The organism is Staphylococcus sp. EG-SA-17 (assembly GCF_017151845.1).
GTDB lineage: Bacteria > Bacillota > Bacilli > Staphylococcales > Staphylococcaceae > Staphylococcus > Staphylococcus aureus.
In genome coordinates this window covers 1-16412 of record NZ_JACVZO010000024.1, presented here as the reverse complement: position 1 = coordinate 16412, position 16412 = coordinate 1, and the positions used below count along the sequence as shown (strand labels likewise).

General features: G+C 30.5%; 17 protein-coding genes, 8 tRNA genes and 1 pseudogene. 21 read left to right on the top strand and 5 right to left on the bottom strand.

Annotation, left to right across the window (positions count from 1 at the left end; all coding sequences use genetic code 11):
- Nucleotides 1-178: 178 nt before the first annotated feature.
- Together IDG65_RS10655 and IDG65_RS10650 are read right to left on the bottom strand one after the other, a co-directional pair.
- Complete coding sequence (locus IDG65_RS10655) at nucleotides 179-544, bottom strand: YtxH domain-containing protein (RefSeq protein ID WP_000648118.1); 366 nt, start codon at nucleotides 542-544, stop codon at nucleotides 179-181.
- Between the two features lie 141 nt (nucleotides 545-685).
- Complete coding sequence (locus tag IDG65_RS10650) at nucleotides 686-1108, bottom strand: HIT family protein (protein WP_000004981.1); 423 nt, start codon at nucleotides 1106-1108, stop codon at nucleotides 686-688.
- A gap of 133 nt (nucleotides 1109-1241) precedes the next feature.
- On the opposite strand from IDG65_RS10650, the gene ecsA reads away from it, so the two are divergent.
- Together ecsA and ecsB are read left to right on the top strand one after the other, a co-directional pair.
- On the top strand, nucleotides 1242-1982 hold the full coding sequence (gene ecsA, locus IDG65_RS10645) for an ABC transporter ATP-binding protein EcsA (RefSeq protein ID WP_000216874.1): 741 nt from the start codon (nucleotides 1242-1244) through the stop codon (nucleotides 1980-1982).
- Nucleotides 1975-3198 (top strand): ABC transporter permease EcsB, encoded by a 1224-nt coding sequence (gene ecsB / locus IDG65_RS10640; RefSeq protein ID WP_001245754.1) that lies wholly within the window; start codon nucleotides 1975-1977, stop codon nucleotides 3196-3198. The genes ecsA and ecsB overlap by 8 nt, the downstream gene beginning before the upstream one ends.
- 123 nt (nucleotides 3199-3321) lie before the next feature.
- On the opposite strand, the gene traP is transcribed toward ecsB, so the two are convergent.
- Complete coding sequence (gene traP, locus IDG65_RS10635) at nucleotides 3322-3825, bottom strand: signal transduction protein TRAP (protein ID WP_000737984.1); 504 nt, start codon at nucleotides 3823-3825, stop codon at nucleotides 3322-3324.
- Between the two features lie 185 nt (nucleotides 3826-4010).
- Between traP and IDG65_RS10630 the strand changes: the two genes are divergently transcribed.
- From IDG65_RS10630 to seg, 19 genes are all read left to right on the top strand, one after another.
- Complete coding sequence (locus tag IDG65_RS10630) at nucleotides 4011-4097, top strand: hypothetical protein (protein ID WP_031875110.1); 87 nt, start codon at nucleotides 4011-4013, stop codon at nucleotides 4095-4097.
- Nucleotides 4087-5124: a uroporphyrinogen decarboxylase gene (gene hemE, locus IDG65_RS10625; protein ID WP_000233542.1), complete on the top strand. Its 1038-nt coding sequence runs from the start codon at nucleotides 4087-4089 to the stop codon at nucleotides 5122-5124. The genes IDG65_RS10630 and hemE overlap by 11 nt, the downstream gene beginning before the upstream one ends.
- Before the next feature lie 57 nt (nucleotides 5125-5181).
- Nucleotides 5182-6105 carry a ferrochelatase gene (hemH, locus tag IDG65_RS10620; protein ID WP_000162881.1) on the top strand — a complete coding sequence of 308 codons (924 nt, stop codon included), beginning with the start codon at nucleotides 5182-5184 and terminating at the stop codon, nucleotides 6103-6105.
- A 23-nt stretch (nucleotides 6106-6128) separates the two neighbouring features.
- Entirely contained in the window at nucleotides 6129-7529 is a 1401-nt protein-coding gene (gene hemY / locus IDG65_RS10615; RefSeq protein ID WP_061385127.1) for a protoporphyrinogen oxidase, read from the top strand.
- 322 nt (nucleotides 7530-7851) lie between these two features.
- Nucleotides 7852-8406 (top strand): RBBP9/YdeN family alpha/beta hydrolase, encoded by a 555-nt coding sequence (locus tag IDG65_RS10610; protein WP_000132890.1) that lies wholly within the window; start codon nucleotides 7852-7854, stop codon nucleotides 8404-8406.
- 392 nt (nucleotides 8407-8798) lie between these two features.
- Nucleotides 8799-8872 (top strand) — tRNA-Met (locus IDG65_RS10605).
- A 21-nt stretch (nucleotides 8873-8893) separates the two neighbouring features.
- A tRNA-Asp gene (locus tag IDG65_RS10600) sits at nucleotides 8894-8969 on the top strand.
- A 16-nt stretch (nucleotides 8970-8985) separates the two neighbouring features.
- Nucleotides 8986-9058 (top strand) — tRNA-Phe (locus IDG65_RS10595).
- 13 nt (nucleotides 9059-9071) lie between these two features.
- Nucleotides 9072-9147: transfer RNA gene (locus tag IDG65_RS10590), tRNA-His, on the top strand.
- A gap of 15 nt (nucleotides 9148-9162) precedes the next feature.
- Nucleotides 9163-9236 (top strand) — tRNA-Gly (locus IDG65_RS10585).
- Between the two features lie 14 nt (nucleotides 9237-9250).
- Nucleotides 9251-9325, top strand: a tRNA-Asn gene (locus IDG65_RS10580).
- A 1-nt stretch (nucleotide 9326) separates the two neighbouring features.
- Nucleotides 9327-9398: transfer RNA gene (locus IDG65_RS10575), tRNA-Glu, on the top strand.
- A gap of 54 nt (nucleotides 9399-9452) precedes the next feature.
- Nucleotides 9453-9541: transfer RNA gene (locus IDG65_RS10570), tRNA-Ser, on the top strand.
- A 212-nt stretch (nucleotides 9542-9753) separates the two neighbouring features.
- Nucleotides 9754-10536, top strand: coding sequence for a staphylococcal enterotoxin type O (seo, locus tag IDG65_RS10565; protein WP_010922839.1), 783 nt, complete (start codon nucleotides 9754-9756; stop codon nucleotides 10534-10536).
- 280 nt (nucleotides 10537-10816) lie between these two features.
- On the top strand, nucleotides 10817-11536 hold the full coding sequence (sem, locus tag IDG65_RS10560; RefSeq protein ID WP_000821657.1) for a staphylococcal enterotoxin type M: 720 nt from the start codon (nucleotides 10817-10819) through the stop codon (nucleotides 11534-11536).
- Between the two features lie 34 nt (nucleotides 11537-11570).
- Nucleotides 11571-12299 carry a staphylococcal enterotoxin type I gene (gene sei / locus IDG65_RS10555; protein WP_000713843.1) on the top strand — a complete coding sequence of 243 codons (729 nt, stop codon included), beginning with the start codon at nucleotides 11571-11573 and terminating at the stop codon, nucleotides 12297-12299.
- Between the two features lie 153 nt (nucleotides 12300-12452).
- Nucleotides 12453-13223 (top strand): staphylococcal enterotoxin type U, encoded by a 771-nt coding sequence (seu, locus tag IDG65_RS10550; RefSeq protein ID WP_000764690.1) that lies wholly within the window; start codon nucleotides 12453-12455, stop codon nucleotides 13221-13223.
- A 38-nt stretch (nucleotides 13224-13261) separates the two neighbouring features.
- A complete protein-coding gene (gene sen / locus IDG65_RS10545) occupies nucleotides 13262-14017 on the top strand; it encodes a staphylococcal enterotoxin type N (RefSeq protein WP_001236362.1) in 756 nt (251 codons plus the stop codon).
- Between the two features lie 282 nt (nucleotides 14018-14299).
- The gene (gene seg, locus IDG65_RS10540) at nucleotides 14300-15076 is read left to right on the top strand and encodes a staphylococcal enterotoxin type G (RefSeq protein WP_000736712.1); all 777 of its coding nucleotides are present in this window, start codon (nucleotides 14300-14302) and stop codon (nucleotides 15074-15076) included.
- Between the two features lie 551 nt (nucleotides 15077-15627).
- Here the strand turns inward: seg and IDG65_RS10535 are convergent.
- A pseudogene (locus tag IDG65_RS10535) lies at nucleotides 15628-16287 on the bottom strand (DUF1828 domain-containing protein); the annotation flags it as partial.
- A gap of 17 nt (nucleotides 16288-16304) precedes the next feature.
- The coding region (locus IDG65_RS10530; RefSeq protein ID WP_078103001.1) for an IS3 family transposase at nucleotides 16305-16412 on the bottom strand (108 nt) is incomplete at its 5' end.

Genomic DNA, 16412 nt, shown 5'->3' with positions numbered 1-16412 from the left:
GAAAATCACTACAAACAATGTATTCCTGTAATTTGTAATCAAATGTTCATTCGAGCCATAAAAAAGAGATGACAAGAAATATCTAATTTCTAATGTCATCTCGTTTATTTGGCATTTAAATTTAAAAAATAAATATGCAGTTACTAATAAAAATAGTTGTGATCGAGAACGTAACCTGCTACTTAGAAATTTCGTTTCCAATATCCTCGCCACGATTTTGTAAATTTTCGATGTGTGACTGTAAACGTTCAATATTAGGATTGATGTCAGATTTGAAGTTTCCAAGTAATGACTTAATTTCACCACCAATTGAACTACCAAATTCCGCACTTTCGTTTTTAATTTGAACACCATAGTTTAAAATGTCATTAAAACTTTGTTTAATCGTTTCAAATTCACGTTGTAGTTCTGATTTTGAACCAGTAGGGGCAGTACGATCGATCGTGTTGTTCTTGACACTTTTGTCGTCTCGTCCTTGAAGTGCAACTACAAAACCAGCTGCTACACCAACACCGATACCGAATAGAATGCGTGATGCTTTCATTTATATTCTCCTCACTTTTATCATCTGTTATCTTGATAACTCATTTTGTTTAAAATTGCTAACCTTGATGTTATCACTTCAAACGCAATTGTTATAATATTAATCATATTATACCCGTTCGAGCTTAGATTAAGCATACATTTAAAATTGTGCTTGAATTTGTTCAGCAATTTGTTGTTTTGCATCGTTATCTAAAATGTCTTCATGTGTTTCCCACTTATAACCAAATCCATCAATATCATTTTCATATCGAGGAATTAAGTGGAAATGAATATGAAATACAGATTGATCTGCAAACTCACCATTATTTTGAATAATGTTTAAACCATCAGGATTAAATGCACGCTTAATAGCATTTGCTACTTTAGGTAATGCTGCACCGATATGTTTCATTGTTTCTTCATCAGTTTCAAAGATATTAGCAGAAGCTTTTTTAGGAATTAATAACGTATGTCCTTTAGTAACTTGTGATATATCTAAAAAGGCATAGACATAATCGTCTTCATATACTTTAAAGCTAGGAATTTCTCCAGTTAAAATTTTGCCGAAAATTGTTTCTGACATGATGACTACACTCCTTTTCAACTAGTATTACCATTCATTATAACATTGTCGCTAAAAATTCGATATTAGGACATGTGTATTTAATATGAGCATTTTATAATTTTTGGTACAATATAAGTCATGGAGGTGCCTTATGACAGTTAAAGTAGAACAGCTTACAGGTGGATATGGAAAACGCCCTGTAATTAAAGATATAAATTTTGAATTAAACAAAGGCGAAATTGTTGGACTTATTGGCCTTAATGGCGCTGGTAAGAGTACAACGATTAAACATATGCTAGGATTGCTTACACCTATGGAAGGATCTCTATCAATTTCAGATATCAACATTAATGATGACATAGAGGCTTATAGAAGAAAGTTATCTTATATTCCGGAATCACCGGTTATTTATGAAGAACTCACATTAGAGGAACACATTGAGATGACAGCAATGGCATATGATATTGATCGTGATGAAGCGATGAATCGAGCAATGCCATTATTAAAGACATTCCGTTTAGAAAATGAATTGAAAGTTTTTCCGAGTCATTTTTCTAAGGGGATGAAACAAAAAGTCATGATTATTTGTGCGTTTATCGTTAATCCCGAATTGTATATTATAGACGAACCATTCCTTGGCCTAGATCCATTAGGAATTCAATCCATGTTAGATTTAATGGTTGAAAAGAAAAACGAAGGTAGAACCGTTCTAATGAGTACACATATTTTAGCAACAGCTGAACGTTACTGTGATCGTTTTATCATACTAGACGAAGGTGAAGTCGTTGCATTTGGAGATTTAGAAGCATTGAGACAACAAACTGGCTTACATAATCAAACATTAGACGATATATATATTCATGTGACGCAAGGTGGAGATGTACATGCGTAACCAAGCGACCACTTTATTTAATAAAAGATTACATGCCCTTCGTAAAGAGAAAAATTATTATAATAAGTTTATATTTAATGGTCATTTCATGGTCTTTTTACTTATTTTGCTGGGTGCATTTATTTTTGGATATGGCGAATGGTTAAAACACATTCCAACGAATATCAATTTTGCATTAATAGCAGCAGTGATTGTTGCGTTGACATCCATTTTTCCAATGCGACCACTCCTAAAAGAAGCGGATAAAATCTTTTTATTACCATTTGAAAAACACATGTCTCAATTTATGCGTCATGCGATTTTATATAGTTACTTTGCGCGCATATTAATCCAACTCATTATTGTTATTGTGATGTTCCCGTTGTTTTATAATATTAATCAACATAATGTGGCATTTTACATTTGTTTTGGAGTCAGTGCATTAATTTTTCCATATGTTGGTTTACGCATAAGATGGCAATGGTATCAATCGGGACTTAAAACATGGCAAGTTAATTTAATATCATTCATCATCTTTGCTCTAACATATTACTTACTGTTAGCTCCAAAATGGTACATCGCATTTGTGATGGTTGCTTTGCCTGTGTTAATAGAATTTTTAGTTAAAAAATATAAACCTGGCTTTTTATATCCTTGGGAGAAAATGATTGCTATCGAACATCGACATCATATGAATTATTATAAATTTGTTAATATGTTCACCGATGTAAAACATTTGAAAGAATCTGCAGTCAGAAGAAGTTATCTAGATATACTTTTACCAGTTCCAAAGGGTAGTAAATTTAACTCTAATGCGATGTATTTATTCTTATTTATTAGAAGCTTTATAAGAGGGAGAGACGCATTTAATATTATCTTTAGGTTAGTAATTATTGCAGTTTTACTTATGCTTTGGTTATCATATCCATTAGTGACAGCAATTATTGGGTGTTTATTTGTATATATTATATTGTTACAAATGGCACAATTTTATTCACAGCAAGCATATGGCTTATGGCCTCAAGTGTGGCCCGTACCTGAAGAGAAGGTAATCAAAGGGTATGAACAGTTTTTATATAGATTAATGTTTGTTATTTGTACTGTGTTTGCAGTGGCATTTATTATAAAACATATGACGTTATTCTATGTTGTACTCATTTTCTATATTGTAGGTTTATTAACGATTAGAAGTATTATTAAAAAGTTAAAATATCAGGAAACATTATTACGAGACTAAAAAACTTCCATTGGCATGTATGTTGTAAAGGTGCATGTAATGTTGAACGCCAAATGATACGGCGTTCAGATTACATTAGCATCTATACGTTAACAGCATAACCAATGGAAGTTTTCTTCGAATCTATTCTTTTATTGGGTATAAATATCTTTCAAAATAACTTGAATGTTGTCCGCTTGAACCAAAGTAATGACTTAATGCTTCTTTTGAAAAATGATCTTTAAAAGCATCAGAATTTTTAAAGTCTTCATAAGTTTGTCGATCAGCAAAGCCAAAGTAAATTTTGTATGTTGTACCTTTAACAGGTCTCAGCAATCGATAACTTTTAAAGCCACCAAAGTTTTTGAAATTGTCATCAACACTGATTAATTTCTTTTCAAGTTGATAAACATGGTCTTCAGTTGACGGAATAAAAATTGCGCAATAAAAATGATCTTCATTGAATGCGCCTATTTCTTTAATAACTTCATATATTGAAGGTGATTTCAGTACTGTATTTTCTTCAGTCTCTTCAAAAATCACCGATGAATCAGTAGTTGAAAATTGGAATAAATGATGAGATGGATTATTGATTTTTATCTGATTTAAAAATCCATATGTGCCATAAGATGTATATAATTTCTTCATATGAAAGGTCCCCCTTATGTTTTTATTTATTATACGACGATAAACTAGTCATTACCACTATTAATATACGGTTAAAGTTACTATAATAAATCATGCAAGACAAAAAGATATGGAGATAATCCATCAAGATTTTAAAATTTAAATACACAAACAAATGATGTGTAATTTAATGTCAGTTTTATGACATTTATTTATTGAAAATACGAACGAATGAGCGATATGATAATATAGATAAGAATGATTTTAATTTAGGAGGCCTTTATGGTGCATAATAAAAACAATACAATTTTGAAAATGATTAAAGGTGAAGAAACGACACATACACCTGTTTGGTTTATGCGACAAGCTGGCCGTTCGCAACCAGAATATCGAAAATTGAAAGAAAAATATTCACTATTCGATATTACACATCAGCCGGAGTTGTGCGCTTATGTAACACATTTACCAGTTGATAATTATCATACAGATGCAGCAATTTTATACAAAGATATTATGACACCATTAAAGCCAATTGGTGTCGATGTAGAAATTAAATCGGGTATTGGTCCAGTGATTCATAATCCTATCAAAACAATTCAAGATGTTGAGAAACTTTCTCAAATAGACCCCGAACGAGATGTACCATATGTATTAGATACAATTAAACTTTTAACAGAAGAAAAGTTAAATGTGCCGCTAATAGGATTTACTGGGGCACCATTTACATTAGCGTCATATATGATTGAAGGCGGACCATCGAAAAATTACAATTTTACAAAAGCGATGATGTATAGAGATGAAGCAACATGGTTTGCTTTAATGAATCATTTAGTTGATGTATCTGTTAAATATGTAACAGCTCAAGTCGAAGCAGGTGCCGAATTGATTCAAATTTTCGATTCATGGGTAGGTGCATTAAATGTCGAGGATTACAGACGTTACATTAAACCACATATGATTCGATTAATCAGTGAGGTTAAAGAAAAACATGATGTGCCGGTAATTTTATTCGGTGTAGGTGCCAGTCATTTAATCAATGAATGGAATGATTTGCCAATTGATGTATTAGGCCTAGATTGGAGAACGTCGATTAATCAGGCACAGCAATTAGGTGTTACTAAAACATTACAAGGGAATTTAGATCCATCAATTTTATTAGCACCATGGAATGTCATTGAAGAGAGATTGAAGTCAATATTAGATCAAGGTATGGAGAACGGTAAACACATCTTTAATTTAGGACACGGTGTTTTCCCAGAAGTGCAACCAGAGACGTTACGTAAAGTAAGCGAATTCGTACACACATATACACAAAGATAATCATAGTATTACATTGAAGCACATGAAAGATAATTCATTTAAAGGAAGGTATTATCAATGACTAAAAAAATGGGATTATTAGTTATGGCTTATGGCACACCTTATAAAGAAAGTGACATAGAGCCATATTATACAGATATTAGACATGGTAAACGTCCATCTGAAGAAGAACTTCAAGATTTGAAAGATAGATATGAATTTATAGGTGGTTTATCACCATTAGCAGGTACAACAGATGACCAAGCTGATGCGCTAGTTTCAGCATTAAATAAAGCATATGCAGATGTTGAATTTAAACTATATTTAGGATTAAAACATATTTCGCCATTTATCGAAGATGCGGTTGAACAAATGCACAATGATGGCATTACTGAAGCAATCACTGTAGTACTAGCACCACACTATTCTTCATTTTCAGTAGGATCATATGACAAACGTGCTGATGAAGAAGCTGCAAAATATGGTATTCAACTTACACATGTGAAACATTATTATGAACAACCTAAATTTATTGAATATTGGACGAATAAAGTCAACGAAACATTAGCTCAAATACCGGAAGAGGAACATAAAGACACGGTATTAGTTGTTTCGGCTCATAGTTTGCCAAAAGGTTTAATCGAAAAGAATAATGATCCATATCCACAAGAACTAGAACATACTGCACTTTTAATTAAAGAACAATCTAATATTGAACATATCGCGATTGGTTGGCAATCTGAAGGTAATACAGGTACACCTTGGTTAGGGCCAGATGTACAAGATTTAACACGTGATTTATATGAAAAACATCAGTATAAAAACTTTATATATACGCCAGTAGGTTTTGTATGTGAGCATTTAGAGGTGCTTTATGACAATGATTATGAATGTAAAGTTGTTTGCGATGATATTGGTGCGAATTATTATCGTCCAAAAATGCCGAATACACATCCATTATTTATCGGTGCAATTGTTGATGAAATCAAGTCTATATTTTAATGACGAAAGAAGCGTGAAACGTTGTGACTAAATCAGTGGCTATTATAGGAGCGGGGATAACAGGTTTATCAAGTGCATATTTTTTAAAACAGCAAGATCCTAATATTGATGTAACCATCTTTGAAGCATCGAATCGTCCGGGGGGAAAGATTCAATCGTATCGTAAAGATGGTTATATGATTGAACTAGGGCCTGAATCTTATTTAGGTAGAAAAACGATTATGACAGAATTAGCGAAAGATATTGGATTAGAACAAGATATTGTTACAAATACGACTGGACAATCTTATATTTTTGCGAAAAACAAATTGTATCCTATTCCAGGTGGATCAATTATGGGAATTCCGACAGATATCAAACCGTTTGTGACAACTAAATTAATTTCACCACTTGGAAAGTTAAGAGCAGGGTTAGATTTACTTAAAAAACCTACTCAAATGCAGAATGGTGACATTTCTGTTGGTGCATTTTTCAGAGCAAGATTAGGTAATGAGGTACTTGAGAATTTAATTGAGCCTTTAATGGGTGGTATTTATGGTACCGATATTGATAAATTAAGTTTGATGAGTACGTTTCCTAATTTTAAAGAAAAAGAAGAGGCATTCGGAAGTCTGATAAAAGGTATGAAGGATGAGAAAAATAAGCGTCTGAAACAAAGACAATTATATCCTGGCGCACCAAAAGGACAATTCAAACAATTTAAGCATGGTTTAAGCTCATTTATTGAAGCATTAGAACAAGATGTGAAAAATAAAGGTGTGACAATACGCTACAATACGTCAGTGGATGATATTATTACATCTCAAAAGCAATATAAAATTGTTTACAGTAATCAACAAGAAGAAGTATTCGATGGAATATTAGTGACAACACCACATCAAGTCTTTTTGAATTGGTTCGGGCAAGATCCAGCATTTGATTACTTTAAAACGATGGATAGTACGACTGTTGCAACTGTTGTATTGGCATTTGATGAAAAAGACATTGAAAATACTTATGATGGTACTGGCTTTGTGATTGCGAGAACGAGTGATACAGACATTACCGCATGTACTTGGACATCGAAAAAATGGTCATTTACTACACCAGAAGGTAAGGTTTTGATTCGTGCGTATGTAGGTAAACCAGGTGATACTGTGGTTGATGATCATACAGATAATGAATTAGTATCGATTGTACGTAGAGATTTAAGTCAAATGATGACATTTAAAGGTGATCCTGAATTTACAATTGTCAATCGTTTGCCGAAAAGTATGCCACAGTACCATGTCGGTCATATTCAACAAATTAGACAGATTCAAGCACATATTAAACAAACATATCCACGACTTAGAGTAACTGGTGCATCTTTTGAAGCGGTTGGACTACCTGATTGTATTACGCAAGGTAAAGTTGCTGCTGAAGAAGTAATCGCAGAGTTGTAAGTTAATTGTTGGATGGTGTTGGTGTAGGTGCGACGCCTTTAGATAATGTTTGATGAAATATAGTCATTTTTAAGTTATATAATGGTGGAAGTAATGTGTAAATATAGATACTTTCAGCGGGAATTAATTTTGTGAAATTGAAGCAGAGACAAAGGTTTAGCTGTTTTTTAATGATATTGAAATGATGTCAATACACTTTAATTAGAAATGTCACTTTGCGATATAACATTTCTAATTAAGGTGTTTTTATTTTACAATTATAGGTAATCAGTCATTTTTTTAAAAATAGAAAAGAAGTAGTAAGTTGAAAGGAGAGAATGAGATGACAGATGTAATTATTGTACATTCTATGCATGGAAATAGTAGAAATCATTGGTATCAGTGGTTGGAGCATAACTTAACTTTAGAAGGATATGACGTAACATTATTTAATTTTGAATCCCCTGAAGCGAAGACAGTGGATCAGTGGATTGAAGCTATGACGAAACAAATTAATGTACGCAAAAAGGATACATATTTTGTAACACATGGTTTAGGTTCAATCACAGCTTTAAAATATATTGAAATGATTGATCAGCCGATTGAAGGCTTTTTTAGTATAGCGGGCTTTAAAGAAGATGCAGAAAATATAGATTTAGATATTGATTTAAGTAATGTAACCATTGATTACGATAATATTAAAAAGAAAGTTGACAATTTTTACGGATTGAGTTCTAAAAATGACAAATACGTTTCATATAAAGAAACCCAGCGTTTAATGAATGCATTAGAGGGGAACTTGCGAATCGTGGAAGATGGAGGGCACTTCTTAGAAGAGGATGGCTTCGAAACATTTACAGCGTTGCAAGATCGGATGCAAGATTACATGACACGATAGTTAGTGTATGGGTTGTGTTATGTTGTGTCAGTACGAAGCATAGTACTTTAGTGAAAAAGATTATAATTATATTTTAATAGTTTAGAGGTGTAGGCATTATAAAATTTATGATTCCTACATCTTTTTCAATAGTTCATGAGTAATTATGACAACTATTAGACACTTATATTATAAAAGGGAAGAAGAAGCGTTTTTTTACACAAAAAACTTTGAAAATGTCGTTGACGTACACTACAAAAATGAATATACTAATATTTGTGTTCAACAGAGAACATGTTGCTACGATATTTAAGTAATTATTTAAGAGATAACATTTAAATTAAATTCAAAAAGTTCTTGACTTTAGGTTTTTGATTATGGTATATTAATTAGGTAATTCAAAATAATATTAGCGCGGGATGGAGCAGTTCGGTAGCTCGTCGGGCTCATAACCCGAAGGTCGGTGGTTCAAATCCGCCTCCCGCAATACATAGTTTTTAATTTAATAGGTCTCGTAGTGTAGCGGTTAACACGCCTGCCTGTCACGCAGGAGATCGCGGGTTCGATTCCCGTCGAGACCGCCATTATTATTACCATTACGGTTCAGTAGCTCAGTTGGTAGAGCAATGGATTGAAGCTCCATGTGTCGGCAGTTCGACTCTGTCCTGAACCATTCTTAATTCATGGCGGTTGTGGTGAAGTGGTTAACACATCGGATTGTGGTTCCGACATTCGAGGGTTCGATCCCCTTCAGCCGCCCCATAATCGTTTACATTAGCGGGTGTAGTTTAATGGCAAAACCTCAGCCTTCCAAGCTGATGTTGTGGGTTCGATTCCCATCACCCGCTCCATTATTTTCTATTATTCCACAGTAGCTCAGTGGTAGAGCTATCGGCTGTTAACCGATCGGTCGTAGGTTCGAGTCCTACCTGTGGAGCCATGGCTCCTTGGTCAAGCGGTTAAGACACCGCCCTTTCACGGCGGTAACACGGGTTCGAGTCCCGTAGGAGTCATACAAACAGAAGTGAAATATCGCTTCTGTTTTTTTATTACATATTTATTGTTGAGGAGAGTTGTCCGAGTTGGCCGAAGGAGCACGCCTGGAAAGTGTGTAGGCGCCACAAGCGTCTCGAGGGTTCGAATCCCTCACTCTCCGTAAAGGCGCTTAAAATGGTTTTACCCATTTTAAGCGCTATTTTTAAGGTTTTTTGTCTATTATCTGAGTCACTTAATTTAAAATTTGTTTGTTCAATAGTAAGTAGGATTGTTAAGTTTAAAATCGTAATCTAATAATATTAGTGAATATTTAAAGATTAAAAACAGAATTTTTCAGTTTATTAAGAAAAAAATTTGTGAAGGAGGGATATTATTAAAAATAGTAAAGTAATGTTAAATGTATTATTATTAATTTTAAATTTAATTGCAATATGTAGTGTAAACAATGCATATGCAAATGAAGAAGATCCTAAAATAGAGAGTTTGTGTAAGAAGTCAAGTGTAGACCCTATTGCTTTACATAATATTAATGATGATTATATAAATAATCGATTTACGACAGTAAAATCAATTGTATCAACTACAGAAAAATTCTTAGACTTCGATTTATTATTTAAAAGTATTAATTGGTTAGATGGAATATCTGCTGAATTTAAAGATTTAAAAGTGGAATTTAGCTCATCAGCGATTTCTAAAGAATTTCTAGGAAAGACTGTTGATATTTATGGTGTTTACTATAAAGCACATTGTCATGGTGAGCATCAAGTGGATACTGCCTGTACATATGGTGGGGTAACACCTCATGAAAATAATAAATTAAGCGAGCCTAAAAATATAGGAGTAGCTGTGTATAAGGATAATGTAAATGTTAATACATTTATCGTTACTACAGATAAAAAGAAAGTTACTGCACAAGAACTTGATATTAAAGTAAGAACAAAATTAAATAATGCATATAAATTGTATGACAGAATGACTAGTGATGTACAAAAAGGTTATATTAAATTTCATTCTCATTCGGAGCATAAAGAATCATTTTATTATGATTTATTTTATATTAAAGGAAATTTACCAGATCAATATTTGCAAATTTATAATGATAATAAAACAATAGATTCATCAGACTATCATATTGATGTTTATTTATTTACATAACAATCTGAAAGTTGATGGATATCAACTTACAATCCTATAAAGAACTATAGATATTAACATATTTTTACAAAGTAGCTTAGTAAATGATGAAGAACGAATAGTGATTCAAATCTAACTTTATTACTATAAAAAGCTTTCTATTTTAGTATAGATAACAAAACCAGATTAACGAGTAATAATATATAAGTGGGATAGAATCATGATGATTTAAGAAGAATTGGTTATTTTTACAATAAAAGATAATAAAGATAGAGAAGTTTAAATATAGGAGAAATAAAATATGAAAAGAATACTTATCATTGTTGTTTTATTGTTTTGCTATTCGCAAAATCATATCGCAACCGCTGATGTCGGAGTTTTGAATCTTAGGAACTATTATGGTAGCTATCCAATTGAAGACCACCAAAGTATTAATCCTGAAAATAATCATCTTTCGCATCAATTAGTTTTTTCTATGGATAATTCGACAGTAACAGCTGAATTTAAGAACGTTGATGATGTAAAGAAATTCAAAAATCATGCTGTAGATGTATATGGTCTAAGTTATAGTGGATATTGTTTGAAAAACAAATATATATACGGTGGAGTTACATTAGCAGGTGATTATTTAGAGAAATCTAGACGTATTCCTATTAATCTTTGGGTTAATGGAGAACATCAAACTATATCTACTGACAAAGTATCAACTAATAAAAAGTTAGTAACAGCTCAAGAAATTGATACTAAATTAAGAAGATATCTACAAGAAGAATATAATATTTATGGCTTTAATGATACAAATAAAGGAAGAAAATATGGTAATAAGTCAAAATTTAGTTCTGGATTTAATGCAGGAAAAATATTATTTCATTTGAATGATGGTTCATCATTTTCTTATGACTTATTTGATACTGGAACAGGACAAGCTGAAAGTTTCTTAAAAATATATAATGACAACAAAACTGTCGAAACTGAAAAATTCCATTTAGATGTAGAAATATCTTATAAGGACGAAAGTTGAAGTATTTCAATCATAACTTAGTAAAGGAAATGCCATGAAAAAATTTAAATATAGTTTTATATTAGTTTTTATATTACTTTTTAACATTAAAGATCATACGTATGCTCAAGGTGATATTGGTGTAGGTAACTTAAGAAATTTCTATACAAAACATGATTATATAGATTTAAAAGGCGTCACAGATAAAAACCTACCTATTGCAAATCAACTCGAATTTTCAACAGGTACCAATGATTTGATCTCAGAATCTAATAATTGGGACGAAATAAGTAAATTTAAAGGAAAGAAACTGGATATTTTTGGCATTGATTATAATGGTCCTTGTAAATCTAAATACATGTATGGAGGGGCCACTTTATCAGGACAATACTTAAATTCTGCTAGAAAAATCCCTATTAATCTTTGGGTTAATGGCAAACATAAAACAATTTCTACTGACAAAATAGCAACTAATAAAAAACTAGTAACAGCTCAAGAAATTGATGTTAAATTAAGAAGATATCTTCAAGAAGAATACAATATCTATGGTCATAATAACACTGGTAAAGGCAAAGAATATGGATATAAATCTAAATTTTATTCAGGTTTTAATAATGGGAAAGTTTTATTTCATTTAAATAATGAAAAATCATTTTCATATGATTTGTTTTATACAGGAGATGGACTGCCTGTAAGTTTTTTGAAAATTTATGAAGATAATAAAATAATAGAATCTGAAAAATTTCATCTTGATGTCGAAATATCATATGTAGATAGTAACTAATGATAATTAGTTTTAACACTAAAATGCGAATTTATACGAAATTAATATATGTATTAACTATTTAAATTTTAAAGTCTCTAGGGCTAATGTGTATGTTAAATATTCCCTGTAATACATCAAATTTATAAAAAATTAAAATATGGAGTTGTTGTAATGAAGTTATTTGCCTTTATCTTCATATGTGTTAAGTCTTGCAGCTTACTATTTATGTTAAATGGCAATCCTAAACCAGAACAATTGAATAAAGCGAGTGAATTCACTGGTCTAATGGATAATATGAGGTATTTGTATGATGATAAACACGTATCAGAAACAAACATTAAATCCCAAGAAAAGTTTTTACAACATGATTTATTATTTAAAATAAGTGGTTCTAAAATTTTAAAAACAGAATTTAATAATAAAAGCCTTTCGGATAAATATAAAAATAAAAACGTAGATTTGTTTGGGACAAACTATTATAATCAATGCTATTTTTCATCGGATAATATGGAATTAAATGATGGTAGATTAATTGAAAAAACGTGTATGTATGGCGGTGTGACCGAGCATGATGGAAATCAAATAGATAAAAATAATTCAACTGATAACTCTCATAATATCTTAATTAAAGTTTATGAAAACGAGAGAAATTCATTATCTTTTGATATACCTACTAATAAGAAAAACATAACAGCACAAGAAATAGATTATAAAGTTAGAAACTATTTACTTAAGCATAAAAATTTATATGAATTTAACAGTTCGCCTTATGAGACTGGCTATATAAAGTTTATCGAAGGAAGTGGTCATTCTTTTTGGTATGATTTGATGCCTGAATCTGGTAAAAAATTTTATCCGACTAAATATTTACTAATTTATAATGATAATAAAACAGTTGAGAGTAAATCTATTAATGTAGAAGTTCATTTAACCAAAAAATAATTGAGGGAGAGAATATTATAAAAAATATTAAAAAGCTTATGAGATTGTTCTACATAGCTGCAATTATAATAACTTTATTATGTCTTATTAATAATAATTATGTTAATGCTGAAGTAGACAAAAAAGATTTAAAGAAAAAATCTGATCTAGATAGTAGTAAGTTATTTAATTTAACAAGCTATTATACTGATATAACGTGGCAATTAGACGAGTCAAATAAAATTAGTACAGATCAACTACTGAATAATACTATAATATTAAAAAATATTGATATATCCGTACTTAAAACTTCTAGTTTGAAAGTTGAGTTTAACTCATCAGATTTAGCAAATCAATTTAAAGGAAAAAATATAGATATTTATGGACTGTATTTTGGAAATAAATGTGTAGGCTTAACTGAAGAAAAAACATCATGCTTATACGGAGGAGTTACGATACATGATGGAAATCAATTAGATGAAGAGAAAGTTATAGGCGTTAATGTATTTAAAGATGGTGTCCAACAAGAAGGTTTTGTTATAAAAACCAAAAAGGCTAAAGTAACAGTACAAGAATTAGACACTAAAGTTCGATTTAAATTAGAAAATTTATATAAAATATACAATAAAGATACCGGTAACATACAAAAAGGATGCATTTTCTTTCATTCTCATAATCATCAAGATCAATCATTTTATTATGATTTATATAACGTAAAAGGTTCAGTGGGAGCAGAGTTTTTTCAATTTTATAGTGATAATAGAACAGTTAGCTCATCTAATTATCATATTGATGTATTTTTATATAAAGATTAAGTGATTGATGATTATCAACTGAATCATGAAATTAAACCATTATATGAGAGGAAAATGATTTGAATTGTAGTAAAATTTGAAATTTATATATTATCTTGAATACGGATTCAAAATTATTTGTTGTAATTAGTAATAATGATAAATAGAATTTTAATTTATTCTGCTAGTGAATTTTTAGTTTTAAAACAATGCTATCGACACACTACAACCTGAACTATCTATAAGCGTGAATTTATAATAAGGTTCATTGTCAAATAGACTGAATAAGTTAGAGGAGGTTTTATGAAGAAATTATCTACTGTAATTATTATTTTGATTCTAGAAATAGTTTTTCATAATATGAATTATGTGAATGCTCAACCCGATCCTAAATTAGACGAACTAAATAAAGTAAGTGATTATAAAAATAATAAGGGAACTATGGGTAATGTAATGAATCTTTATACGTCTCCACCTGTTGAAGGAAGAGGAGTTATTAATTCTAGACAGTTTTTATCTCATGATTTAATTTTTCCAATTGAGTATAAGAGTTATAATGAGGTTAAAACTGAATTAGAAAATACAGAATTAGCTAACAATTATAAAGATAAAAAAGTAGACATTTTTGGCGTTCCATATTTTTATACATGTATAATACCTAAATCTGAACCGGATATAAACCAAAATTTTGGAGGTTGTTGTATGTATGGTGGTCTTACATTTAATAGTTCAGAAAATGAAAGAGATAAATTAATTACTGTACAGGTAACAATCGACAATAGACAATCACTTGGATTTACAATAACTACAAATAAGAATATGGTTACTATTCAGGAACTAGATTACAAAGCAAGACACTGGCTCACTAAAGAAAAAAAGCTATACGAGTTTGATGGTTCTGCATTTGAATCTGGATATATAAAATTTACTGAAAAGAACAATACAAGTTTTTGGTTTGACTTATTTCCTAAAAAAGAACTAGTACCTTTTGTTCCATATAAGTTTTTAAATATTTACGGAGATAATAAAGTTGTTGATTCTAAGAGTATTAAAATGGAAGTATTTCTTAATACTCACTGATAAGTATATTTGATATCACTATACAATCATAAAGTGCGTTTTTCGAACTTTTGTTCTAAGTGTTTTATAGATTCATGTAAATAGTTAGTTTATTGCCGGTTAAATTATTTAATTTTTCTAAATGATTTATTCTAAATATGTTTTATGTCAATAGCGGTTTAAAAATGCTGTTTTATGGCGGTTTGAAAATGACGTGCTTTTAAATGTATTTTTACTTTTATAATCTTTTAGTCGACATGATTCTCCAGTGGAAATGATAATTTAATAACGTACATTTATGATTGTTTAAGAATGTACAATTTTTTAACACTCTAGAGGTAAATCTATCTAGGTAATCCGAATTCTCCGTTAATTTAACGGAAATACAATGAATTGTTAGTTTTCTTAAAAGAGCAAGTGTCAAATACGTATCAAGAAAAAGTTTTTCTGACTCTTTGACCTTGTTCTTTTTTGTTCTAAAATAAAACGTGCAAATAAAAAAGTTATCTGCTTTTCTATTTGCACGATATGGTTTGGAAATTAAAGAATATAAATAAGGGACTACTGCTAATTTATGAGGTTAAAGTTTCAATGATTTTTGATTTATTAGACCATTTTAATATCTCAAGGTTTTCATGTTCTGCTACAGTTTGTGCTCTTTCATTTATCGGATGATCTACATCATTTACAATTATCAACATGATAGGTTCTAATTTGTTTCTGGATGGTCTGTTTGGTTTGATATCACGGTAAATATAAGCTTCATTAGTTATTTTGTTGAAATTTAAGTTGTTTGTAAAGTTAACTAGTTTTTCTGGTTGTGATTTTGTTTCAGAAACAATATAATCAATAGAATATTTTAAACCTGATTCTCCAGAAACAGAAACTTGTGCTAAACCTCTTATTTCTTGGTCATATAAGAATTCAAATACTTCTTCATAGAATATGTTTGTAACGTTAGATTTAGTAGTTAAAGTAAGGTCATAAATTTTCAATATGCCTTGAATTAAATTATGTTTAGACTGAGCAAAACTCTCATTTTTAACATCCGCTGTAATTTCTTTATCAACTAATTTTAAATTAAATTGATTTAAAATATTTTGTATAAGTTTAGTTCTCGTTTTTGTGTTTATATCAATACCCAACATTTCTAATTCATTAATCGTCAATCCGTCATCTGATAGACAAATTTCATTATTAGGTAGTGTATCAGCATATATTCTAATAAAATTGGTATGTCAACATTTTTTTAGACAGTTTTCATGTGTAGATTTTTAAATGCCACTGGCGTCAAATACTGTAATGAAGAATGTGGTCTAAAATTGTTGTACCAATTTACATAATCAAATAATTCTGT